The organism is Actinokineospora alba (assembly GCF_004362515.1).
GTDB classification, from domain to species: Bacteria; Actinomycetota; Actinomycetes; order Mycobacteriales; family Pseudonocardiaceae; genus Actinokineospora; species Actinokineospora alba.
The window spans coordinates 3,612,143-3,633,853 of record NZ_SNXU01000001.1; the positions used below are offsets into that span (position 1 = coordinate 3,612,143).

A 21,711-nucleotide genomic window follows, 5' to 3' on the forward strand; every position below is an offset into this window, starting at 1 on the left:
AAATCTGGTGATGTCCGAATCCGTCGATTGTCCGGATCGGCACTGTGCGCACGGGAGTCGTCGAATTACTGTGCGCCGGCACGAGGGCAATGGAAAGGACTCCCTGTGCAGAGGAAAACAAAGAAGGTGCTCGCGGCCGCGGTCGCGAGCATCACCGCGTCGACCGGGGTGGTGATCGCGCTGTCGACCGGGTCGGCCACCGCCGCGGACACCGCGGTCGCCGCGGCTGACGGGACGACGCGAATCATCGTCGGCTACAAGACTTCCGCGAACGCGGCACTGTCCGATGTGGCTGCCGCGCAGGACGCTTCCGGCCGGACCACCAACAAGGGCAAGCTCCTGCGCAGGCTGTCGACCGGGGCGGCGCTCGTCGACGTCGGCTCCGCCGACCGCGCGTCCGTCGAGTCCATCGTGCGGTCCTACCGTGACGACCCGGCCGTGGCCTACGTCGAGCCGGACCTGATCGTGCACGCGCAGGCCGAGCCGAACGACACCGAGTACGCCAAGCAGTGGGACCTGTACGAGGCCACCGCGGGCATGAACGTCCCCGGCGCCTGGACCCAGTCCACCGGCACCGGCGTGACCGTCGCGGTCATCGACACCGGCTACGTCGCGCACTCCGACCTCGCCGCGCAGGTCGTGCCCGGCTACGACTTCATCTCCGACCCGAACAACGCCGTCGACGGCAACGGCCGTGACGCCGACGCCTCCGACCCGGGCGACGGCAGCATGTCCAGCCCCTGCTTCCTGCAGCCGGGACGCAATTCCTCCTGGCACGGCACGCACGTCGCGGGCACCATCGCCGCGCAGACCAACAACGGCAAGGGCATCGCGGGCATCGCCTACAACGCCAAGATCCAGCCGATCCGCGTGCTCGGCAAGTGCGGTGGGTCCACTTCGGACATCGCCGACGCGATCACCTGGGCCTCGGGCGGGACGGTGAGCGGTGTGCCCGCGAACCCGACCCCGGCCAAGGTCCTCAACCTGAGCCTGGGCGGACAGTCCTCCTGCTTGTCCACCTACCAGAACGCGATCAACGGCGCGGTCCAGCGCGGCAGCACCGTGGTCATCGCCGCGGGCAACTCCAACGTCGACGTCTCCGGCTTCACCCCGGCGAACTGCGACAACGTCGTCGCCGTCGCGTCGAGCAGCCGCCAGGGCAACCGGGCGTTCTACTCCAACTTCGGTGCGAAGATCGACGTGGCCGCACCCGGTGGCGAGGTCCGCAAGGAAAGCGATCCGGCAGGCAGCATCACCACGCCGGAGAACGGCATCTGGTCCACGCTCAACGCCGGTGACCAGGGTCCGACCGCGGAGAACTACGAGCCCTACATGGGCACCAGCATGGCCGCCCCGCACGTCGCGGGTGTCGCCGCGCTGATGGTCGCGAAGAAGTCCACCCTGACCCCCGCCGAGGTGGAATCCCTGCTCAAGGCCAACACCCGCCCGCTTCCGGGCACCTGCACCGGCGGCTGCGGCTCGGGCCTCGTCGACACGGCGAAGACCGTGAACGCCGTCAGCGGCGGCGGGTCGACCGCGCTCTCGGTGGTCAACCCGGGCAACAAGACCGCCACGGTCGGCACGGCTATCGCGCCCGTGCAGCTGTCGGCCTCCGGCGGCACCGCGCCGTACACCTGGTCGGCCACGGGTCTGCCCGCGGGCCTGTCCGTCAACGCCTCGACCGGCGCGATCTCCGGCACCCCGACCACGGCGGGCACCTCCACGGTGACCGCCACCGCGACGGACGCGGCGGGCAAGACCGGTTCGACGTCGTTCACCTGGACGGTCACGACCACCCCGACGGGCTGCCCGGCGCAGACCAACGGCACCGACGTGGCGATTCCGGACGCGGGCGCGGCGGTGACGAGCACCATCAACGTCACCTGCTCGGGCAACGCGTCCGCCACCTCGAAGGTGGAGGTGCACATCAAGCACACCTGGCGCGGTGACCTCGTGATCGACCTGGTCGCCCCGGACGGCACGGCATACCGGTTGAAGAGCAACAGCAGCTCCGACAGCGCCGACAATGTCGACGCCACCTACACGGTGAACCTGTCCGGCGAGGCCCGCTCGGGCGCCTGGAAGCTCAGGGTCCGCGACGTCGAGTACTTCGACCGGGGCACGATCGACAGCTGGACGCTGACGCTGTGACGTGTTCGACCTGACCTGCCAGATCTGACCTGCCAGACCTTCAGACGAGGACCGCTCCCAAGCTCGACGGGGGCGGTCCTCGTCGCTTTCCACGCCACGGCCGGTTATAGCCCACATAGGGATTTGCCAGGTTCTCGGCGGACGTGCGTGGGGCTACACATGAGCAACACAGTCAGCACTGCTCAGACCAGCCCCTCCGCGGAAGGAAGCACATCAATGTCGTTCCCCAACTCGATCGAGGTCAACGGACGCGACTACCGCGCACCCGTCGCGCCGGTCGTCGTGGTGTGCATCGACGGCAGCGAGCCGGATTACCACGAGCAGGCGATCGCCCACGGGCGCATGCCGTACCTGGAGCGCCTGATCGCCTCCGGGAGCGCTCTGACCGGTGACTGCGCCATGCCGTCGTTCACCAACCCGAACAACCTGTCCATCGCCACGGGCCAACCGCCCGCTGTGCACGGAATCAGCGGCAACTTCTTCTTCGACCCGGAGCGGGGCGAAGAGGTGATGATGAACGAGCCGCGCTTCCTGCGGGTGCCGACCATCTTCGCCAAGTTCGCCGAGCTGGGTTCGTCGGTCGCCATCATCACCGCCAAGGACAAGCTGCGCAGGCTGCTCGGCAGTGGCCTGGAGCCCTCGGAGAAGGCCATCTGCTTCTCGTCGGAGAAGGCCGACCAGGTCACCGTCGCCGAGCACGGCATCGAGAACGTGCTGGAGCGGGTCGGCAAGCCGCTGGCCTCGGTCTACAGCGCCGACCTCAGCGAGTTCGTGCTCGCCGCCGGGGTGGCGGTCCTGCAGGATCAGCGGCCCGACCTGGTGTACCTGTCGCTGACCGACTACGTGCAGCACAAGTACGCCCCGGGCACCCCCGAGGCCGACGACTTCTACGCCATGATGGACGGCTACTTCGCCCAGATCGACGTCATGGGCGCGGTCCTGGTCATCACCGCCGACCACGGCATGAACGCCAAGTCCGACTCCGAGGGCAAGGCCGGGGTGGTGTTCCTGCAGGAGCTGCTCGACGAGCGGCTGGGCAAGGACGTCTCGCGGGTCATCCTGCCCATCACCGACCCGTACACCGTCCACCATGGCGCGCTGGGGTCCTTCGCCTGCGTGCACCTGCCCGTCGACGCCGACCACGCGGCGATCGCCGCCGAGATCGCGGCGACCGACGGTGTGCAGGAAGTCCACCTGAAGACCGCCGCGGCCGAGCTGTTCGAACTGCCCGAGGACCGCATCGGCGACCTCATCGTCATCGGTGACCGCAACGTCGCACTCGGGACCACTCCCGACCGGCACGATCTGTCCCAACTGGACCGCCCGCTGCGCTCGCACGGCGGACTCACCGAGCAGAAGGTGCCTTTCCTGGTGAACCGACCGGTCACCATCCCCGAAGGCCACCGGCTGCGCAACTTCGACGCATACTGGGTCGGCCTGAACCTCACCGGAACAAGGTGACCTGCCATGTCCACCACAAGCGTCAGCGCGGACCACCTGCCCGCCCCAGTGTCGGAAGAGAAGTTCCGCAAGCTGCAGTGGCGCATGCTGCTGGCCGCGATGTTCTGCTACCTGTTCTTCTACACCGGACGCCAGACCTTCGGCTTCGCCATCCCGGGCATCCAGGCGGAACTGGGGATCTCGAAGGCGACCCTGGGGGCGATCAGCGGAATCCTGCTGTGGACCTACGCCGTGGGCCAGGCGGTCAACGGCAACCTGGCCGACAAGTACGGCGGCCGCCGGATCATGACCCTGGGCGCGATCCTGTCCACGATCATGAACTGGTGCACCAGCTTCGCCACCGGCCCCAAGTCGCTGGCGGTCCTCTGGGGCGGCAACGGTTTCGCCCAGGCCATGGGCTGGGCCGCGGGCGGCCGGGTCATCTCCAACTGGTGGACCCCGCACGAGCGGGGCAAGAGCTTCGGCTTCTACACCTTCGCCGCGGGTTCCGCCTCCGTCCTGGCGTTCGTGACCTCGACCCTGGTCGTGGACACCTTCGAGCTGGACTGGCGCTGGATCTTCCGCATCCCGGTGCTGCTGATGCTCGTCGGCGGCCTGACCTTCTGGCTCACCGCCAGGGACAAGCCGTCCGACCTCAAGATCACCCCGCCGAAGAAGTTCCTCGAGGACCACGAGAAGGTCTCGGTCAAGGGTGACGGCCTGACCGCGAAGGGCGAGTCGTCGTGGGCCCGGTACAAGGCGGTCCTGCGCAGCCCGAAGATCTGGTCGACCGGCATCGCGATCGGCTTCCTCAACTCCGCCCGCTACGGCCTGCTGATCTGGGTGCCGGTGTACTTCCTCGGCTCGGACTGGAAGACCGCCGACACGGGCATCAGCCCGATCTGGATCTCGGTGGCCCTGCCGGTCGGCATGGCGGTCGGCGCGCTGACCAACGGGACCATCTCGGACAAGCTGTTCGGGTCGCGCCGGGACCGGCCCATCGCGCTGTTCATGATCCTCGGCGCGGTGTTCGCGATGGGGATGTACCTGCTGCCGCTGAGCCCGGTCCTGGGCATCGTGGTCCTGTTCTTCACCGGGTTCTTCGTCTACGGCCCGCAGTCCTCGTTCTGGGCGCTGTGCCCGGACATCGCGGGCAAGAAGATGGCGGGCACGGCCATCGGGATCGTGAATTTCTTCTCGTACCTGTTCGCGGGCACGGCGGAGCCGATCATCGGCGCCTTCATGGACGCGACCGGCCAGACCAACATGATTTTCCCGATCGTCGCGGTGTCCTGCGTGTGCAGCGCCCTCGCGGCCCTGACCATCCGCAGGTAAGGAGTTCCGATGTCCGAAAACGCGACCGCGGTGGTCTGGCACGGCACCGAGACCGGCTTCACCCTGGAGCCCGAACGGCTGCCCGAGCCCGCCCCTGGCGAGGTGGTCGTGCGGGTCCGCATGAGCACGATCTGCGGCAGCGACCTGCACACCATCGCCGGGCACCGCTCGACCCCGGTGCCCACCGTGCTCGGTCACGAGATCGTGGGCACGGTGGTCGCCACCGGCGGCGAGGTGCCCGACCACCGCGGCGCGGTCCTGGCCCCGGGCGACCGGGTCACCTGGACGATCGGCACCTCCTGCGGGACGTGCGTGCGCTGCGCGAAGGGCGTGCCGCAGAAGTGCCTGACCGTACGCAAGTACGGGCACGAGAAGATGTCCGACCAGTGGTGGCTCAACGGCGGCTTCGCCACCCACTGCCACCTGCCCGCCGGGACCGGAGTCGTGCGGGTGCCGGAGTCGATGCCCGACGAGGTGGCCACCCCGGCGAACTGCGCGACCGCGACCGTGGTCTGCGCGGCCCACCGGGCGCGGCTCACCGCGGGCGACACCGTCGTCGTCCTCGGGTGCGGCATGCTCGGCCTGACCGCCGTGGCCTACGCCGTCGACCAGGGTGCGGCCAAGGTGATCGCCTGCGACCTCGACGAGGGCCGCAGGAAGACGGCGCTGACCTTCGGCGCCACCGCGGTGTGCGGGCCGGAGGAGTTGGCGGCGGTGGTGACCGAGGTGTCCGACGGGCTTGGCGCGGACGTGGTCATCGAGGTCACCGGCAACTCCGCCGCCGTGCGGTCGGCGTTCGACCTCATCGGCATCGACGGCCGCATCGCGCTCGTCGGCTCGGTCTCGCCCGCCCCCGAGATCAGTTTCGAGCCGAGCCAGTTCGTCAAGAATCTGTCGACCGTGGTCGGCAGCCACAACTACGGCGTGGCCGACCTGGCCGAGGCGATCGACTTCCTCGACCGGGTGCCCGACCAGCAGGCGTTCGCCGACCTGGTCCCGACGAGCTACCCGCTCGCCGACTACGCCGACGCCATCACCGACGCCCGGAGCCTGCGGGCTCCCCGGATCGCCATCAAGGTGGAGCAGTGAGCAACTTCGTCAACGGACAGTGGCGGCCCGCCACGTCCGGGGAGACCCGGACGAACGTCAACCCCGGCGACCTGAGCGACATCGTCGGCGAGTTCGCCGAGTCCGGTGCCGCCGACGTCACGGCCGCCGTCGACGCCGCGCACGCGGCCTGGCCCGCGTGGCGTGAACTCGGCCCGATCAAGCGGGCGGCGGTGCTGACCAAGGCACAGGCCGTGCTCGCCGCGCGCGGCGACGAGGTGGCCGCGGCCATCACCCGCGAGCAGGGCAAGCGGCTCGGTGAGGCCCGCGGCGAGGTAGACCGGGCGCTGGCCATCCTCGAGTTCACCGCGGGGGAGGCGCGCAGGCTCAACGGCGTCACCACCCCGGCCGAGGAGGCGCGCACGATCGCGCTGACGTTCCGCAAGCCGATCGGGGTAGTCGGGCTCGTGACGCCGTGGAACTTCCCGCTGGCGATTCCGATGTGGAAGGTCGCGCCCGCGCTGCTGGCCGGCTGCACGGCGGTGCTCAAGCCGTCGCCGTTCACGCCGCTGACCGCCCAGCTGCTGGTGGAGGTGTTCGCCGAGGCGGGCACCCCCGACGGCGTGCTCAACCTGATCCAGGGCGACCGGGAGGCGGGCGAGGCCCTGGTGGCCGACGAGCGGGTCGCGGGCATCTCCTTCACCGGTTCGCTTGCGGTCGGTCGGGCCATCCACGTCGGCGGCGCGAACCGGCTGCTGCGTACCCAGCTCGAGTTGGGCGGCAAGAACGCGCTGATCGTGCTGGACGACGCCGACCTGGACAAGGCGGTGGCGGCGATCATCCACGGCGCGTTCGGCCAGTCCGGGCAGCGGTGCAGTGCCACCAGCCGGGTCGTGGTGGACGTGCGGGTCAAGGAGGAGCTGCTGGCCAGGCTGCACGACCGAGTCTCGGCGATGCGCGTGGGCATCGGCACCGACCCCGCGGCCGACATCGGCCCCGTGGTCAACCAGGAACGCCTCGACGCGTGCCTGGCCGCGGTCGAGGGCGCGGTGGCCGTCGGCGCCAAGGTGGTCTGCGGTGGCGAACGGGCAGTCGAGGGCCTGCCCGAGGGCTACTACGTGACCCCGACCGTCCTGCGGGATGTGCCGTGGGACAGCGAGATCGCGCAGGAGGAGGTGTTCGGGCCGGTCCTGTCCGTTGTGGACTGCGACGGGTTCGACGACGCCATGCGCATCTCGAACTCGGTGAAGTACGGCATGTCCGGAACCATCTTCACCCAGAACCCGGCGCGCATGTTCGAGGCGCTCGACCAGTTCGAGGCGGGCATGCTGCACGTCAACCGGCCCGGTGTGGGCGCGTACGCGCACCTGCCGCACATGGGCTCGAAGATGTCGCAGTACGGGGCGCCGGAGTGCTCGCCGCAGGTGTGGGACTTCTACACCGAGTGGCGCTCCGCCTGCATCACGTACTGACCAGGTAGGGAGAAGGGCCCGGTTCCGCCCCCGACGGAACCGGGCCCTTTTCGGCGTTCACGACGTGAGCGTGCGCAGGATTTCCGGCAGGTCGGGCGGCTCCACGTGCGCGTCGACGTCGGCGAGGTCGGCCACGGTGAACCACTGGGACTCCACGTACTTGCCCACCTCCCACGCCGACAACGTCACCGGGGCAGCCGCCTGGGCCTCCTCGACCCGGGCGAGGTAGAACAGCTCGACCCGGGGCGCGGGCTTGCCGAACCACGCGAAGTCCCGTCTGACCTCGACGACGGTGTCCGTGACGGCGCTGCCGGGAAGGCCGGTCTCCTCGTGGAACTCGCGGCGCGCCCCCGCCTCCGGTGACTCGCCGGGGTCAACGCCGCCGCCGGGTGGCTCCCAGTAGTCCGCTTCCGGTCCGCGCCACTTGAGCAGCAGCACCCGCCCCTGACCGTCCACACAGACCACCCGCACCGCGGACCGGCCCGGCTGCCATGGGTCTTCCACTTCGCTCACATCCACTCCTCTCGAACAGGGAGAGGCCCTCCACCGGCAGGGGACGGTGGAGGGCCTCAGGCTCGAGCGGCGGTTACGGCCGCCAGACCCACGGATCGTCGATCGCCCAGTAGAAGTCATTGTCGCCGTTGGACAGCCGCCAGCGCACGACCATCTTGGACGCTCCGGCAGGCACGGTGACGTTGTACTGCTCGTGCTTGGCGATCACGTCGCCGGTGTAGCGCACGATCTCCTTCTCCGGGCCGCCGTCGAAGGACACCGTCATGGTCGCCGTCTCCAGCCCTTCCTTGCGGTAGTGGGACTTGAAGATGACCAGGACGTACGGCTTGCCCGCGACGTCGTAGTCCCTCGACACCAGGGTGCTGTCGAACAACCCGCTCGTCGTCTTGTCGGACCACTCGTCGGAGTCGGCGACGGCGAACACGCCGCGGGCACGGACGTTGTTCTCCCGCCACTGGTCGCGCTGGGCCCGGTTCCAGAACTCGTCGGTGGTGAACGACCAGCCGCGCCACTCGGTCATCCCGCCGGTGCCCATCCGCGAGTTGTCGATTCGCCAGCCCGTGGGCGGGGTCTGCGTCCAGCCCAGCACCGTCGACGGGATGCCGGTCTCGTCCACGCGGGGTTTGAGTGAGCCGAGCAGGGTGTCGAACGTGTCCGTCGCGGGAGCGCCGAGCCTGCGCCCGTCCAGGCCCCAGCTGCCGCTGATGGGGACGCCCTGGATCTCCAGGACGGTGCGGGCGATGTCGACGTTCTTGGCGATCTTCGTGGTGCCGTTGGGGATACCTGGGCCCACTTCGAGGACGAACGAGCGCCGTTCCTCGATGCTGGACCCACCGTGGCCGCCCGTGGGCACGTGGCCGTGGTCGGTGGTGACGATGTACGTCCAGTCCTCGTTGGCGTAGTTCGCCCTGGACTTGATCGAGTTGATCACCTTGCCGAGGTTGGCGTCGGTCTGCTCGATCGCGGTGCGGTAGCACGCCTGCTCGGTGCCGCAGTTGTGTCCGGCCGTGTCGACTGCGTGGAAGTACACGAACGAGGCGTCGGGTCCGACGTTCTTGAAGTGGGCGGACGCCTTGGTGACGATCTCCGTGTCGGCCTCCGCGACCGGCAGCGACCCGGACACGCTGATTTTCGTGTCGATCTCGTCGGTGAAGATGGGCGGGCCCACGGCGGTGGTGGTCAGCGGGGGCCAGTTGGCGATGGCGAAGGTGGACTTCGCGCTGTTCGTCCGCTCCATCCTGGTCAGGAAGTCGGGGTACTGGGCGAGGTTGGTGGTGGAGCCCCAGTTGTTGCTCAGGACCTTGTGCTTGTCGGGCCAGACACCGGTGGCGATGGTGGACCACCCGGGGCCGGAGAACGTGGGCGCCATCGGGTTGGCGGGCAGCCACGTCTCACTGAACCGGCCCGCCGCGACCAGCCCGTCGAGGGTCGGGGTGTTGAGCGGGGCGACCTTGCTGAAGACCAGGCCGTCGATGCCGAACACGACGACCTTCTGCGGGCGGACGTTGGCGGCGGCGTCTGGTGGCGTCGGCAGGGAGACACCGACAGCGGCGGCGAGTACGGCCGCCCCGGCCAGGGTGAGCACTGTGCGTCGTGGAGCCATGAGGTGCCTTCCGAGATGGAGTCGGCATATGCAGGGTTACGTGATCCTGGCCACTCAGACGCGCCCGATGAACCCACGATGTGCCTATAGGCGCTATAGCCCAGGCAACTTCCCGCAGGTCGGCGGCACCCAAACCGCCATGCGACACTCAGTCGCGCCAGCCCCCACATAACCGCCACCTAAGGGGACCGCGACGCCAATGAACCACGGTGCCCACACAACCGGAACCATCCCGACCCGCCGTAACCAACAGTAAAAAATTCCGGGGAGGCGGACTAGTGGAGCAGTTGAATTTTCATCGGTTGTGGATCTTTTTGCAGGTCATCGAATGCGGTGGTTTCTCCGCGGCGGCGGCCAAGCTCTATATGAGCCAGCCGTCGGTGTCCAACCAGGTCCGCCAACTCGAGACGTCCCTGGGGGCGCCGCTGGTCGACCGCTCCGGCGCGTACGCGACGCCCACCGCGGAGGGGGAGGTGCTGGCCGAGTACGCCCGCAGGCTGTTCCTGCTCGCCGACGAGGCCATCACGGCCGTCCGCCAGGTCCAGGGGCTGGGGCGGGGCAAGCTGCACATCGGCGGCACCAGCACGGTCGGCACCTACCTGCTGCCGGAGTTGCTCGCGCGGTTCCACCAGGACCACCCGAATATCGACTGCGGGCTGTTCGTCGGCAACGCCGAGCAGGTCGCGGAACGGCTGCTGGCGGGTCAGATCGCGCTCGCGGTGTTCGCGGGGGAGCCCACGTCGGCGGCGATCCGGTCCGAGCCGATCCTGCCCGACCAGCCGGTTGTCGTCACCGCCCCCGGGCATCCGCTCATCGGTGCGCCCGTCGCCCCCCACCAGTTGGTCGGCGAGCACTTCATCCTGCGGGAGAAGGGGTCTTCGACGCGCCGGATGCAGGATGCGGCGCTGATCGCCTGGGATCTGCGGCTCGCCTCGACCATCGAGATGTGGGGCATGGAGACGGTGAAGCAGGCCGTGCAGTCGGGCTTGGGTGTCTCCCTGGTCTCTGAGCACACCGTGGCCCGCGAACTCGCCGACGGCAGGCTCGCCGTGCTCGCCGTCGAGCCCGCCTCCCCGGCCCGCACGATCGTCGCCGCCCACCGCAAGGACCGCCTACTGGCCCCCGCCGAACAGGCTTTCCTGACAATCCTCCGAGCCCTCCGCCACTGGCCTGATGAAACCCCCACAACGTGACCACCGTGGATTTCCCGCACTCCCCGACACCGCCACCCCTACCCCCGATACCGCCACCTAAGGGGACCGTGACTGCAGCCGACCACGGCTACAACGCAACCGTCACGGATCCACCAAAGGCGACCAAAACTTAAAAATTCCGGGGAGGCGGAAGGGCGGCGAGTTTGTCGTCCAACTGGTCCGCGGCGGCGGTGTGGCCCAGTTCCAGAAAGCTGTCGCGGGCGGTGCGCCAGGCCTCGGCGGCGGTCGCGGGGGAGCCCGCCGCGAGGGCGCTGTCCCCGAGGTGGTCGAGGAGGCAGGCTTCGTTGTACCGATCCCCGCATTCGCGGGAGATCTCGCGTGCCCGCTCGAAGCAGCCGATGGCCTGCGCGTACCGGCCGACGTGGTGGTGGACGAAGCCGAGGGTGTCCAGGGTCGCGCTCTCGCCGCCGCGGTCGCCGGTCTCCCGCTGGCGGGCGAGGGCGCTCTCGCAGCAGCGGACGGCCTCCTCGTAGTTGCCCAGGCGGGTGTTGCACCAGCCCATGTTGTTCAGTGCGCGGGCTTCTCCCGCCCGGCTGCCCGCGGTCCGGTATTTCGCCAGCGCGAGCGTGGCCTCTTGCAGCGCGCGGGGAAACTCGCCTTGCCGTTCGAAGACCAAGGTGAGGTTGTTGTGGCAGTGCGCCTCGCCGAGCGGGTCGCCGAGTTCGGCGAAGAGGGCCGCCGCCCGGGACAGCAGCTCGCCCGCCGCGGCGTAGCGGCCGATGCGCGCCTTCGCGCGGCCCAGTTCGCGGTGCGCCATGGCGATCCCCGGCCGGTCGCCCAGCCGGTGCGCCGCGTCGAGGGCCGCGCGCTGGACCTCGACCCAGTCGGCCCAGTGGCCCCGCAGCTCGAGGTACGTGGAGACGGCGCGCGCCAGGTGGCCGACGTGGGCGTCGGGTGCGGTGTGGACCGCGTTGAGCAAAGCCTGGTGTTCGGCGGTGAACCAGGCCAGCGCGGCCTCCGGGTCGGGGGCGGCGGGCAGCGCCACCCCGTCGGCGGGGGTGGGCAGCAGGGCCGGGTCGCGGTGGTCGAGGACCTCGCTCGCGGCGTGCGCGGTGTGCAGGTAATGGTCGAGGAGCCGCTGCCGGGCGCCGTCGCGGACCGCGGGGGTGATGTCGTCGTGGGCCAGTTCGGTGGCGTAGGCGCGGAGCAGGTCGTGCATGCCGTACCGGTCGGGTCCGACCAGGTGGACCAGGTGCGCGCGGGTGAGCAAGGTGAGTGCGGTGCGGGCCTCGTCGGTGGTGCGGCAGGCGAGTGAGGCGGCCGCGCAGACGGAGATGTGCGGGCCGAGCTGCAGGCCCAGCAGCCGGAACACGCGGGCCGCGGCGGCGGGCAGGTGGTGGTACGACCAGGAGAACACGGCGCTGACGGAGCTGCCCACGGAGTCGAGCATGCCCAGCCGCCTGCGGCTGTCGGTCAGTTCGGAGACCAGGTGCGGCAGCGGGGTGGTGCGCAGGGTGGCGGCGAGTTCGGCGGCCACGCGCAGGGCGAGGGGCAGTCCGACGCACAGGGCGGCCAGGGCCTCGCCCACCCCTGGCTCGCGGTCGACCCGGTCGCCGATGAGCGTGCGCAGCAACTGGAGTGAGTCGTCCATGGGCAGCAGGTCGAGGTCGAGCCTGCGGGCGCCGTGCCGGGCGACGAGTTCGCCCAGGGTGTCGCGGCTGGTGACCAGGACGGCGCAGGAACCCGTCCCGGGCAGCAGGGGACGCACTTGGTCCACAGAGGACGCGTTGTCGAGGACGATGAGGATCCGGCGGCCGCTGAGTTCGGTGCGGTAGCGGGTGACCCGGTCGTCGGGTTCGGTCGGGATCTCGTGTGCGGGCATGCCCAGTGCCGACATCAGCCGGGCGAGGGCATCGGTGCCCGACAGCGGCTGCTGGGGGTCGTAGCCGCGCAGATCGACATAGAGCTGACCATCCGGGAATCGGGTGCGGGCCAGGTGCGACCAGTGCAGGGCGAGGGCGGTCTTGCCGACCCCGGCGGTGCCGGAGACGACGGCGACGGGCACGGCGGTGCCGCCAGGGCCGAGGAGGACGGCGTCGAGCCGCTCGAGCTCGTTCCGCCGCCCGATGAAGTCGGCGACGTCGCCGGGCAGCGTCGCGGGCAGGTGGCGGCGCCTGCTCCGCGAAGGCTCGGTGGCAGGGTGCTCGTTCGCGAGGATGGCCTGGTATGCGGCGGCGAGTTCGGGGCCGGGGCCGATGCCCAGTTCGTCGGCGAGTCTGCGGCGAATCCGGTGGTACCCGGTGACGGCGTCGGCTCGCCTGCCCGCGGACTCATACCCTCGGATCAGCAGGGTCAGGGCCGATTCGTCGAACGGTCGGGCGTGGGCGAGCTGTTCGAAGATGGTGACCGCCTCGTCGGCCGCGCCCGCGGCGAGCAAGGTCTCGCCCTTGGCGGCCAGGGCAGCGGAGCGTTCCTCGACAAACGCGAGGGCCGCCGGGTGGGCCGCCAGGGCGGGCACGTCGGACAGCGGGGCGTCGGCCCGCCACAGGCCCAGCGCGGAGTCGAACAGCTCGACGGCCCGGGCCAGATCGCCGCGCTCGCGGGCTTCGAGGGCGGCGCCGACCCCGGCGCGGAAGGCGGTGACGTCGAGGTCGCAGCCCTGGGTGCGCAGGGTGTAGCCGTCGCCGACCGAGGGGAGCAGGACGCTCGGGGCCCGGTTCGGCCGGTCGGGTTCGAGGACCTTGCGCAGGTGCTTGACGTGGGTCTGGATGACGTTGACCGCGGTGTGCGGCGGGTCGTCGTGCCAGAGGGCGTCGATCAGCTCGGCCCTGGAGACGGGCCTGCCCGACGCCAGGCCGAGCAGGCCCAGCACCGCCCGTCGGCCCGCCGTCGGGATGTCGATCTGCTCGTCGCCCTGCAGGACCCGCACGGGGCCGAGCAGTTGGATCTTCACGCGCGTTCCCCCCATAGTCGCGCCGCGCCTTCGACTCCGGGCCGATCAGCCGCCGTCCAGCGGTCGTCCAGTCGTCGTCCAGTCGCGGTTCCTAGGTTAATCGACATCGACTCAACGGGGGGAGGAGCCGTGTGCCGCGCTGCGTTGATCTTCGCGAGGACGGGCTCGGGCGAGCAGTGGCGGGCCGCCGCGTGATCATGCGCATGCACGCCAATGAGCACCCGGATGGACCACCGGCCGACGTGGCCGACGCGCTGCGCGCGGTGATCCCGGAGCTGCACCGGTATCCGCCCCCGGTGAGCGCCCTGGAGACGGCGATCGCGGAGCTGCACGACGTGCCGCTGAACCGGGTGCTGGTCGGCGCGGGCAGCGCCGAGGTCATCAGCCTGGCCTGGCGGGCGTTCACCGGCCCGGACCGGCCCGCCTTCTTCCACGAGCCGGAGTTCGAGCTGTACGCGCTGCTCGGCGCCCAGTGCGGCACGCCGACGCTGACCAGGGCGGTCGGTGCGGCGGACTCATACGCGGACCTCTCCGAGTACCTGGCCGACCGCGGACCGGTCGGGCTGGTCGCCCTGTCCAATCCGCACAACCCGACGGGTGCCTTCCGGCCAAGGCGGGCGGTCGCGGACCTGGTGGCCGCCCTGCCCGCCACCACCGTGGTGCTCAACGACGAGGCCTACCACGACTACGCGGACCCGGCGGCGGACGAACTCCCGCTCGCTGCCCTGTCCGAGTTGCCCAATGTCCTGACCACCAGGACCTTTTCGAAGATCCACGGCTTGGCCGGGTTGCGCGTCGGCTACGGCATCGGCCACGCCTCCCTGATCGGCGCGCTGCGCTCGCTGCAGACGCCGTTCAGCGTGAGCGCGGCCGGGTGCGTCGCCGCGCTGGCCGCGCTCGCCGACCCGGAGTCGCCCGCCCGACGCCGGGAGGGCAACCGGCTGCGCAGGCAAGAGCTCGCGGACGCGTTGGCGGGGCGCGGTTTCGACGTGACGCCGAGCCAGGCCAACTTCCTGTACGCCCGCCCACCCCGGGAGCCCGGGGGCTGGGCGGCCCGGCTCCTCGACCTCGGGGTGCGGGTCGCCCCGGCGGGCGACGGCCTGCGGGTGACCGTGGGCACCGCGGCCGAATTGGCCGCACTCCTGACCGCGGTGGACGAGATCCTCGCCACCGCAACGTGAATGACCATGGGGGAATCATGAAGACGAACGTGATCGACAACATATACAACAACACCGTGACCGCCTACGCGATCTCCGCGGCGTGGGAGCTGGGCCTGCTGGAGCGGCTGGAGGCCTCCGAGCAGCCGGTGAACTTAGCGGAGTTCGCCGCCGAGCAGGACCTCGACAGCCCGTCGGTGGAGGCGGTGACCCGGGGCTTGGCGCTGGCCGAGGTCGTGCACCTCGCCGCCGACCGCCGCACGGCCGTGCGGGGCCCGCAGTTCGCCGAGACCTGGGCGAAGAAGGGCTTCTTCTACTGGCTCACCCGCGGCTGCGGGGACCTGTTCCGGACCATGCCCGAGCTGGTCCGCAATGAGCGCCGCACCGGCGACTACGTGACCCGCGACTACAAGGCGATCGGCCTGGCCGCCCGGGACGCGGGGTTCTCCTACGTCGACCCGACCTTCTACAAGATCATCGCGGACCGGGGCCTGAGCGTTGGCGCCGACCTCGGCTGCGGCAGCGGCGAACGACTGATCAAATTGGCCGGTCGGGACCCGGAGTTCCGCGGGATCGGCGTGGACATCGCACCGGGCGCCCTGGCGCTGGCCAAGGCGTCGGTGGACGAGGCGGGCCTCGCGGACCGCCTGTCGGTGGTTCACGGCGACGCGACCCGAATGGAGTTCCGCCCGGAGTTCGCCGACGTCGAGTTCGTCTGCACCTTCATGATGGGCCACGACCTCTGGCCCCGGGAGGAGTGCCTGAACAGCCTGAAGCTGATCGGCGAGGCGTTCCCGAAGGCCACCGACCTGATCGTCTGCGACACGTACCGCTCCGATCTCGCGCCCACCGAGCAGCACCCGGTGTTCACCCTCGGCTTCGAGACCGCGCACGCCGTGATGGGGCAGATGCTGCCCTCGCTGGGGGAGTGGACCGAGGTCCTGGCCGAGGCGGGCTGGCGGACGGCCGACATCATCGACTTCGACCTTCCCCCGTACACCGCGCTGATGCATTTGACCCGGGAGCAAGCGGAGTGATGAGCGAGATGAAAGACCTGGAGAGTGGGGCCGCGGGAGCCGGTGGGCCGGGCAGGCACATCCTGATCCTCAACAGGTTCGACCGGGAGACGGACTGCCGCTACCCGCGGTACGTCGACCACGCGGTCGACCGGGTCGCCTACATCGCGTCCACCGCGGGGCACAGCGGCGTGGACACGGCACTGGCCGAGGCGGTGGGCGTGGTCGACGACCTCGCCGACTGGCAGGCGGTCTCGAAGCTGGCCCTCGGCATCGTGCGGGAGTTCGGTCCGCTCGACCATGTCGTGGCGCTGTTCGAACGGGACCTGGAGGTTGCGGCCCGCCTGCGCGAACTGCTGGACGTCCCCGGTCCGCGGCCGGCCGAGATCGAACGGGTCCGCGACAAGGTGACGATGAAGGAACTGGTCGTCGCGGCGGGACTGCGGGTTCCGCGGTTCACCGACGTCGGGTCGCCGGAGCAGGTGGCCCGGTTCGCCGAGGAAACCGGTTTCCCCGTGGTCCTCAAGCCCCGCGACGGTTCGGGCAGCCAGGGCATCTACCTGATCAACTCGGCCGCCTCGCTGGCGGAGACCCTCGCCTCGCCGCTGGAGAACTACTCCTGCGAGGAGTTCATCGACGCGACGATGTACCAGGTCGACGGGGTGGTGCAGGACGGGGCGGTGCGGGTGCTGCGGGCCTTCCGGCTGCTGAACACCTGTCTGGACTACACCCTGGGGCAGCCGTTCGGCTCCGTCGCCAGCGATGATCCGGTGCTGGAGAAGCGCCTCGCCGGGTACTCCGAGGTGGTCATGGCCGCCCTCGGGGTGCGCGACAGCGTCTTCCACCTGGAGGTGTTCGTGGTGGACCGGCCCGCCGATCCCACGGCGGTCCCCGCAGCCTACGACGACCTGGTCTTCCTCGAGGTGGCGGCGCGCCCCGGGGGCGCGGAACTGCCGCACCTGTGGCGCGAGGTGTACGGGCTCGACCTCCTGGAGGTCGCCACCCGGCTCACCCTCGGGGAGTCCCCGCGACTGGCCCCGTCCGCGGCCGGGGGCGAGGCGGGCGGCTACCTGCTGATGCCCGAGCCGCCGGTCCGGCCCTGCCGGGTCGTCTCCACGACCTCGCTCCTGGACCGGGTGCCGGAGATGTACGCGGAGGTGCTGCCCGCGCCGGGCGCCGTGCTCGACGGCACCGGCGGGGCCAAGGAGACCGGCGGCCGCTACCGCTTCCGGGCCGCCACCGGCCGGGACGTCGAACGCGCGGTCCGGCAGGTGATCGACGCGTACGAGCTCGCCTGGGAGCCCGTGGACGAGGGGGAGCGCGTGGTCCGCCGGACGGCGGGACGCGCGCAGTCCGTGGCCCGCCCATGACCGTGGGGCCTGCGCGGCCCCGCTTCGGGCAGGTGTTCGCCATCGGCGAGTTCCGCATGCTGTGGCTGGCGCAGCTGGTCGCGGTGGGCGGCAACCAGCTCGCGAAGGTGGCGCTGGCGGTGCTCGTGTTCGAGCGCAGTGCCTCCGCGGGTCTGGCGGCGCTGACCTACGCCCTGACGCTGCTGCCGGAGCTGATCGGCGGTCCGCTGCTGTCCTGGCTGGCCGACCGCTACCCGCGCCGCGGGCTGATGGTGGTGTGCGACCTGGCCCGGGCGGGCCTGGTCGCCGCCATGGCCGTCCCGGACACTCCACTGTGGGTGCTGGGCGCGCTGCTGATCCTCGTGCAGCTGCTGCAGTCACCGCACATGGCGGCCCGGGCGGCGCTGCTGGCGACGATGGTGCGGGGCGAGGCGTACCTCGCCGCCGCGGCGGTGGTGAACGTGACCGCCCAGCTCGGGCAGCTCGCCGGGTTCGCGGCGGGCGGGCTCGCCGTCGCTCTTCTCGGCCCCTCGGCGGCGTTGCTCGTCAACGCGGGCACGTTCGTGCTGTCGGCCCTGCTGACCCAGTTCGGGCTCGTGAAGCGGGCCCGGCCCGCCGGTGCGCCGCCGGGCGCGAGCCGGTGGAGCGCGGTCACCGGCGGGGCGGGCATGGTCCGCGCCGACCGCAGGCTGCTGTTGCTGTTGGCTTTCGGCTGTGTGTCAGGGTTCTACGCTTGCAAGGAAGGACTCGCGGCGCCCTACGCCGAGGCCCTGGGGCACGGACCGTCGGGAGTGGGGCTGCTGCTGGCGGCCAGCCCCGCCGGGGCCGTCGTCGGGGTGTTCCTGCTGACCCGGTTCGTCAGCCCGGACCGGGGGCTGCGGCTGTTGGGCCCGCTCGCGGTCGCCTCGTGCGCGGTGCTGGTGTTCACGGTGGTCTCGCCCGGCATCGCGGTCACCTGTGCCCTGTTCGCACTGTCCGGCCTGTTCTCCGCGTACCAGGTGCCCGCGAACGCCGCGTACAGCCTCGCCGTGCCCGACGCCATGCGCGGCCAGGCCTTCGGCGTCGCCTCCGCGGCGGTCCGGGTGGCGCAGGGCGTGGGCATCTCGGCGGCGGGCTTCGCCGCGGACCTCATCCCCGCGCAGGTTGTCATCGCGGTGTTCGCCCTGATCGGGGCGGGGGCATCGGTCGCGCTCGCGGTGGCTTGGTCGCGGCTGTCCCAGGAGCGGGCCGGGGCGGAACCGGCACCCGTGCCCGCGGGCTAGATATTCCTTGTCCCACAAGAACTCCGGGTGATCGAACGCAGAGGGAGACGTCCATGGACCGCGTGTCACTGACCCGGGACTACTTGGCCAGAGTCGTGGAAAGCGGCGCCAAAGCAGGTGAGCTGACGGGTGATCCACAGGATTCGGCGCTGCTGGAAACCTTCTACTCCGACCGCTACCTCTCGCGTCCCCTCTTCCTCGGCCACGCCGAACAGGTGCGGCTGCACACCGACTTGGAGAACCTGCGACAAGCGCTGGCCTCCCTCCCCGACCGGCTTTTCGGCGGCGACTTCGCGGCCTTCGCCCGCGCGGTGGGACTCTCCGAGGTGCAGGTCGCCGCGGTGATGAGGGGCCGCGGGCCCGCGGTCTCCCGGCAGACCCGGGCCGACCTGTATGCCGACGGGGACGGTTTCAAGCTGCTGGAACTCAACATCGGCAGCGCGGTCGGCGGGATGGACAACGCCGACCTGTGCCGCGAGCTGCTGGCGCACCCGGCGCTCGCCGACTTCGCCGGGGAGCACGGGCTGGGCTTCGTGGATTCCCTGCGGGAGCAGGTGAACAACATCCGGGTGGAGAGCGGGTTCGGTCCCGGCGACTCCCCGGTCGTCGCGCTCACGGACACCCCCGAGGGCCACGCGAAGATGCTCCCGTACATGGACGCGCTGTGCGCGCGCTGGCGGGAGCACGGGCTGGACGCCCACCCCGCCCACTTGGGCCAGCTGCAGGCCCGCGACGGCCGGGTGTGGCTCGACGGCAGGCCGGTGGACGTCGTCTTCCGCGCGTTCCTGATCGGGGACCTGCTCAAGTCCCCCGAGATCGCGGCCCTCCTGGACCCCCTGCTCGACGCCGCCGAACGCGGCGAGGTGACGATCTTCACCCCGCTGGACTCCGCCGCGTACGCCAGCAAGGGCGCACTCGCGATGCTGTCGGACGAGCGCAACCGCGGGCTGTTCGGCCCCGAGGAGCTGGCCAGTCTGGACCGCCTCCTGCCGTGGACCCGGAGGGTCAGCCGCGGCCCGGTCACGCTGGAGGGCGGCGAGCGCGTCGACCTTGTCGACTACACCCTCGCGAACCAACAGGAGTTGGCGCTCAAGCCGACCTCCCTGGCGGGCGGGGAAGGAGTCCTGCTGGGCTGGGCGCGGGACCTGACCCCACACCAGTGGCGCGAACAGATCCTCGCCGCGGTCGACGGCCCCTACGTCCTCCAACGGCGGGTGCGCCCGACCCCAGAGCAATTCCCCGACGAACACGGCGACCTGCGGCCGTGGACGTGCCTGTGGGGAGTCTTCACCGTGGTCAACGGGTACGGGGGCGCGTACATCCGGGCCACCCCGACCGACTCGGGCAGCGACGTGGTCAACATCGCCACCGGCGCGTACGCGGGCCCCGTGCTCCACCAGACGCGGGCAGCGCACGAGGAGTGAGCCCGGCGGCGGACCTTTCGGGGCCCGCGGGACCACAATGGACAGTGCCACGGGAAACCACTACAAGAAACAACAAATCCCCAGGTCAACACGGATGTCGACCTGGGGATTGATTGTGCGCCGCCAGGGACTCGAACCCCGAACCCGCTGGTTAAGAGCCAGCTGCTCTGCCAGTTGAGCTAGCGACGCTCGCGGGATGTTCTCCCGCTCTGACGGGAGAAAAGTTAGCACAGGGTGTCCGCCCGGAAGAAATCGGGGGGTAGGTCTCAGGTTGGTCAGACTTCGACCGGAGAGTCGGTCCGGTCGGGCACACTGTGTCCCATAGGTCGGGCCCGTTGTGAGCAGGATGGAAGGTCGGTATGACCAGGGGAGGACGTGCGCCGCTACGCGGTGCGCGGGTCGTCGCGGCGGTAGTTGCCGTTGTGGCGTTCGCGGCGGGGTGCACGGTGACCGCACCGGCCGCGCAGACTGAGGGGCCCTCCGGTGAGGCGACGATCACATCGGGGGCGTCCAGCACGCCTTCGGTGCCGTTCGCGCTGGCGTTGACGCCCGCGGACAAGGCGGTGGATGTGGCTCCCGGCGAGCCGGTGACCGTGGCCGCGACCGGCGGGACGGTCACCGAGGTGCTCCTCAAGGGCCAGGACGGAAAGCAGGTCGCGGGCGCGATCGCGGCCGACGGGAAGTCGTGGGCGTCGGCGGAGAAGCTGGGTTACGGCAAGACGTACACGGTCACGGCCACCGGCAAGGACCCCGCGGGCGGCACGGCCACGTCCGCGTCGACGTTCACCACGGCCAAGGCGAAGCGGCAGACCGCCCTGTCGATGAATCCGCTCGACGGGCAGAAGGTCGGTGTCGGGCAGCCGTTCGCGTTCTATTTCGACGCCAACATCGCCGACAAGGCGGCCGCGGAGAAGGCCATCAAGATCACCGCGTCGCCTGCCACCGAAGGCGCGTTCTACTGGTTCGGCGAGAAGGAAGTCCACTGGCGCCCGAAGGAGTACTGGAAGGCGGGCACCACGGTCACGGTCGACGCCGCCGTCTACGGCAAGCACCTGGGCAACGGCGTCTTCGGCCGTGAGGACCGCAAGGCGACCGTGACGATCGGCGACTCGGTCGTCGCGGTGGCCGACGGGGCGACCCACCAGATGACGGTGACGGTCAACGGTGTCGTCGCGCGCACGATCCCGATCTCGACCGGCAAGAAGGCCCACGAGACGCCCGTCGGCACCTACGTGGTCATGAGCGAGCACACCAACTACACGATGGACTCCTCGACCTACGGCGTCCCGGTGGACTCCTCGGCCGGGTATCGCACGAAGGTCGCGGTGGCCAGCCGGATGTCGAACAGCGGCATCTTCTACCACTCGGCACCGTGGTCCGTGCGCGATCAAGGGGTCCGCAACGTCAGCCACGGCTGCATCAACATGTCCACGGAGAACGCCACCTGGTTGCAGAGCATCTCCAACAAGGGTGACGTCATCACCGTGCAGAACACCGGTGGACCGGTGCTGGAGGCCTGGGATGGCCTCAGCGTGTGGCAGATCCCTTGGGAGACCTGGAAACAGGGCGGCAAGCGCTAGCGGCGGCTCGCGACCCGGATCTCGTCGGGGCCGACGGTGACGATGTCGCCGGGGTGGACCTGCCTGCCTCGGCGGATCTCGGGTTCGCCGTTGACCGCCACCTCGTCGGCGTCGAGCAGTTCCTTGGCGTGTGCGCCGTCCTCGGCCAGGCCCGCCAGCTTGAGCAGTTGGCCGAGCCTGATCATGTCGTCCTTGATCTCGATGTCGCGCATCCGGTAATCATCGCGCGGACGCGACAGCGCCCCCACCCGG

The 21,711-nt window shown here is 70.4% G+C and carries 16 protein-coding genes and 1 tRNA gene; 12 read left to right on the top strand and 5 right to left on the bottom strand.

Annotated features, from left to right (window positions below; genetic code table 11):
* Window positions 1-105 precede the first annotated feature (105 nt).
* From C8E96_RS16540 to C8E96_RS16560, 5 genes are all read left to right on the top strand, one after another.
* Window positions 106-2,151: a S8 family serine peptidase gene (locus C8E96_RS16540; RefSeq protein WP_228770293.1), complete on the top strand. Its 2,046-nt coding sequence runs from the start codon at window positions 106-108 to the stop codon at window positions 2,149-2,151.
* Window positions 2,152-2,367: 216 nt separating this feature from the next.
* Window positions 2,368-3,612 carry a phosphonoacetate hydrolase gene (gene phnA / locus C8E96_RS16545; RefSeq protein ID WP_228770294.1) on the top strand — a complete coding sequence of 415 codons (1,245 nt, stop codon included), beginning with the start codon at window positions 2,368-2,370 and terminating at the stop codon, window positions 3,610-3,612.
* Window positions 3,613-3,618: 6 nt separating this feature from the next.
* Window positions 3,619-4,926, top strand: coding sequence for an MFS transporter (locus tag C8E96_RS16550; protein ID WP_091383463.1), 1,308 nt, complete (start codon window positions 3,619-3,621; stop codon window positions 4,924-4,926).
* Between the two features lie 9 nt (window positions 4,927-4,935).
* On the top strand, window positions 4,936-6,015 hold the full coding sequence (locus C8E96_RS16555; protein WP_091383464.1) for a zinc-binding dehydrogenase: 1,080 nt from the start codon (window positions 4,936-4,938) through the stop codon (window positions 6,013-6,015).
* Window positions 6,012-7,445, top strand: a complete 1,434-nt coding sequence (locus tag C8E96_RS16560) for an aldehyde dehydrogenase family protein (RefSeq protein WP_091383465.1) — start codon at window positions 6,012-6,014, stop codon at window positions 7,443-7,445. The genes C8E96_RS16555 and C8E96_RS16560 overlap by 4 nt, the downstream gene beginning before the upstream one ends.
* 57 nt (window positions 7,446-7,502) lie before the next feature.
* On the opposite strand, the gene C8E96_RS16565 is transcribed toward C8E96_RS16560, so the two are convergent.
* Both C8E96_RS16565 and C8E96_RS16570 read right to left on the bottom strand, forming a co-directional pair.
* A complete protein-coding gene (locus C8E96_RS16565) occupies window positions 7,503-7,958 on the bottom strand; it encodes an NUDIX domain-containing protein (protein ID WP_228770295.1) in 456 nt (151 codons plus the stop codon).
* A gap of 73 nt (window positions 7,959-8,031) precedes the next feature.
* Window positions 8,032-9,561 carry an alkaline phosphatase family protein gene (locus C8E96_RS16570; RefSeq protein ID WP_091383467.1) on the bottom strand — a complete coding sequence of 510 codons (1,530 nt, stop codon included), beginning with the start codon at window positions 9,559-9,561 and terminating at the stop codon, window positions 8,032-8,034.
* Window positions 9,562-9,863: 302 nt separating this feature from the next.
* Between C8E96_RS16570 and C8E96_RS16575 the strand changes: the two genes are divergently transcribed.
* Window positions 9,864-10,754, top strand: coding sequence for a LysR family transcriptional regulator (locus tag C8E96_RS16575; RefSeq protein ID WP_228770296.1), 891 nt, complete (start codon window positions 9,864-9,866; stop codon window positions 10,752-10,754).
* A gap of 130 nt (window positions 10,755-10,884) precedes the next feature.
* Here the strand turns inward: C8E96_RS16575 and C8E96_RS16580 are convergent, their stop codons facing one another.
* Window positions 10,885-13,668 carry an AfsR/SARP family transcriptional regulator gene (locus C8E96_RS16580; protein ID WP_166658025.1) on the bottom strand — a complete coding sequence of 928 codons (2,784 nt, stop codon included), beginning with the start codon at window positions 13,666-13,668 and terminating at the stop codon, window positions 10,885-10,887.
* Between the two features lie 131 nt (window positions 13,669-13,799).
* On the opposite strand from C8E96_RS16580, the gene C8E96_RS16585 reads away from it, so the two are divergent.
* The 5 genes from C8E96_RS16585 to C8E96_RS16605 are packed head-to-tail and all read left to right on the top strand — an operon-like array spanning window position 13,800 to window position 19,879.
* Window positions 13,800-14,849 (top strand): pyridoxal phosphate-dependent aminotransferase, encoded by a 1,050-nt coding sequence (locus C8E96_RS16585; protein WP_133794521.1) that lies wholly within the window; start codon window positions 13,800-13,802, stop codon window positions 14,847-14,849.
* A 17-nt stretch (window positions 14,850-14,866) separates the two neighbouring features.
* Window positions 14,867-15,865 carry a class I SAM-dependent methyltransferase gene (locus C8E96_RS16590; RefSeq protein ID WP_091383471.1) on the top strand — a complete coding sequence of 333 codons (999 nt, stop codon included), beginning with the start codon at window positions 14,867-14,869 and terminating at the stop codon, window positions 15,863-15,865.
* Window positions 15,865-17,214, top strand: coding sequence for an ATP-grasp domain-containing protein (locus C8E96_RS16595; protein WP_091383472.1), 1,350 nt, complete (start codon window positions 15,865-15,867; stop codon window positions 17,212-17,214). The genes C8E96_RS16590 and C8E96_RS16595 overlap by 1 nt, the downstream gene beginning before the upstream one ends.
* Window positions 17,211-18,455 (top strand): MFS transporter, encoded by a 1,245-nt coding sequence (locus tag C8E96_RS16600; RefSeq protein ID WP_091383473.1) that lies wholly within the window; start codon window positions 17,211-17,213, stop codon window positions 18,453-18,455. Before C8E96_RS16595 ends, C8E96_RS16600 begins: the two co-directional genes overlap by 4 nt.
* Before the next feature lie 53 nt (window positions 18,456-18,508).
* Window positions 18,509-19,879 carry a hypothetical protein gene (locus tag C8E96_RS16605; RefSeq protein ID WP_091383474.1) on the top strand — a complete coding sequence of 457 codons (1,371 nt, stop codon included), beginning with the start codon at window positions 18,509-18,511 and terminating at the stop codon, window positions 19,877-19,879.
* Between the two features lie 116 nt (window positions 19,880-19,995).
* Here the strand turns inward: C8E96_RS16605 and C8E96_RS16610 are convergent.
* Window positions 19,996-20,068, bottom strand: a tRNA-Lys gene (locus C8E96_RS16610).
* 170 nt (window positions 20,069-20,238) lie between these two features.
* Here C8E96_RS16610 and C8E96_RS16615 point away from each other — a divergent pair.
* Window positions 20,239-21,459, top strand: coding sequence for a L,D-transpeptidase (locus C8E96_RS16615; protein ID WP_091383475.1), 1,221 nt, complete (start codon window positions 20,239-20,241; stop codon window positions 21,457-21,459).
* On the opposite strand, the gene C8E96_RS16620 is transcribed toward C8E96_RS16615, so the two are convergent.
* The gene (locus tag C8E96_RS16620) at window positions 21,456-21,671 is read right to left on the bottom strand and encodes an RNA-binding S4 domain-containing protein (RefSeq protein WP_091383476.1); all 216 of its coding nucleotides are present in this window, start codon (window positions 21,669-21,671) and stop codon (window positions 21,456-21,458) included. The genes C8E96_RS16615 and C8E96_RS16620 overlap by 4 nt on opposite strands.
* Between the last annotated feature and the right edge of the window lie 40 nt (window positions 21,672-21,711).

Excerpts from the sequence above, each read along its gene's own strand:
- phnA (WP_228770294.1), top strand. The coding sequence starts at position 2,368 with ATGTCGTTCCCCAACTCGATCGAGGTCAACGGACGCGACTACCGCGCA.
- C8E96_RS16550 (WP_091383463.1), top strand. The coding sequence starts at position 3,619 with ATGTCCACCACAAGCGTCAGCGCGGACCACCTGCCCGCCCCAGTGTCG.
- C8E96_RS16555 (WP_091383464.1), top strand. The coding sequence starts at position 4,936 with ATGTCCGAAAACGCGACCGCGGTGGTCTGGCACGGCACCGAGACCGGC.
- C8E96_RS16570 (WP_091383467.1), bottom strand. The coding sequence starts at position 9,561 with ATGGCTCCACGACGCACAGTGCTCACCCTGGCCGGGGCGGCCGTACTC.
- C8E96_RS16590 (WP_091383471.1), top strand. The coding sequence starts at position 14,867 with ATGAAGACGAACGTGATCGACAACATATACAACAACACCGTGACCGCC.
- C8E96_RS16595 (WP_091383472.1), top strand. The coding sequence starts at position 15,865 with ATGAGCGAGATGAAAGACCTGGAGAGTGGGGCCGCGGGAGCCGGTGGG.
- C8E96_RS16600 (WP_091383473.1), top strand. The coding sequence starts at position 17,211 with ATGACCGTGGGGCCTGCGCGGCCCCGCTTCGGGCAGGTGTTCGCCATC.
- C8E96_RS16605 (WP_091383474.1), top strand. The coding sequence starts at position 18,509 with ATGGACCGCGTGTCACTGACCCGGGACTACTTGGCCAGAGTCGTGGAA.
- C8E96_RS16615 (WP_091383475.1), top strand. The coding sequence starts at position 20,239 with ATGACCAGGGGAGGACGTGCGCCGCTACGCGGTGCGCGGGTCGTCGCG.
- C8E96_RS16620 (WP_091383476.1), bottom strand. The coding sequence starts at position 21,671 with ATGCGCGACATCGAGATCAAGGACGACATGATCAGGCTCGGCCAACTG.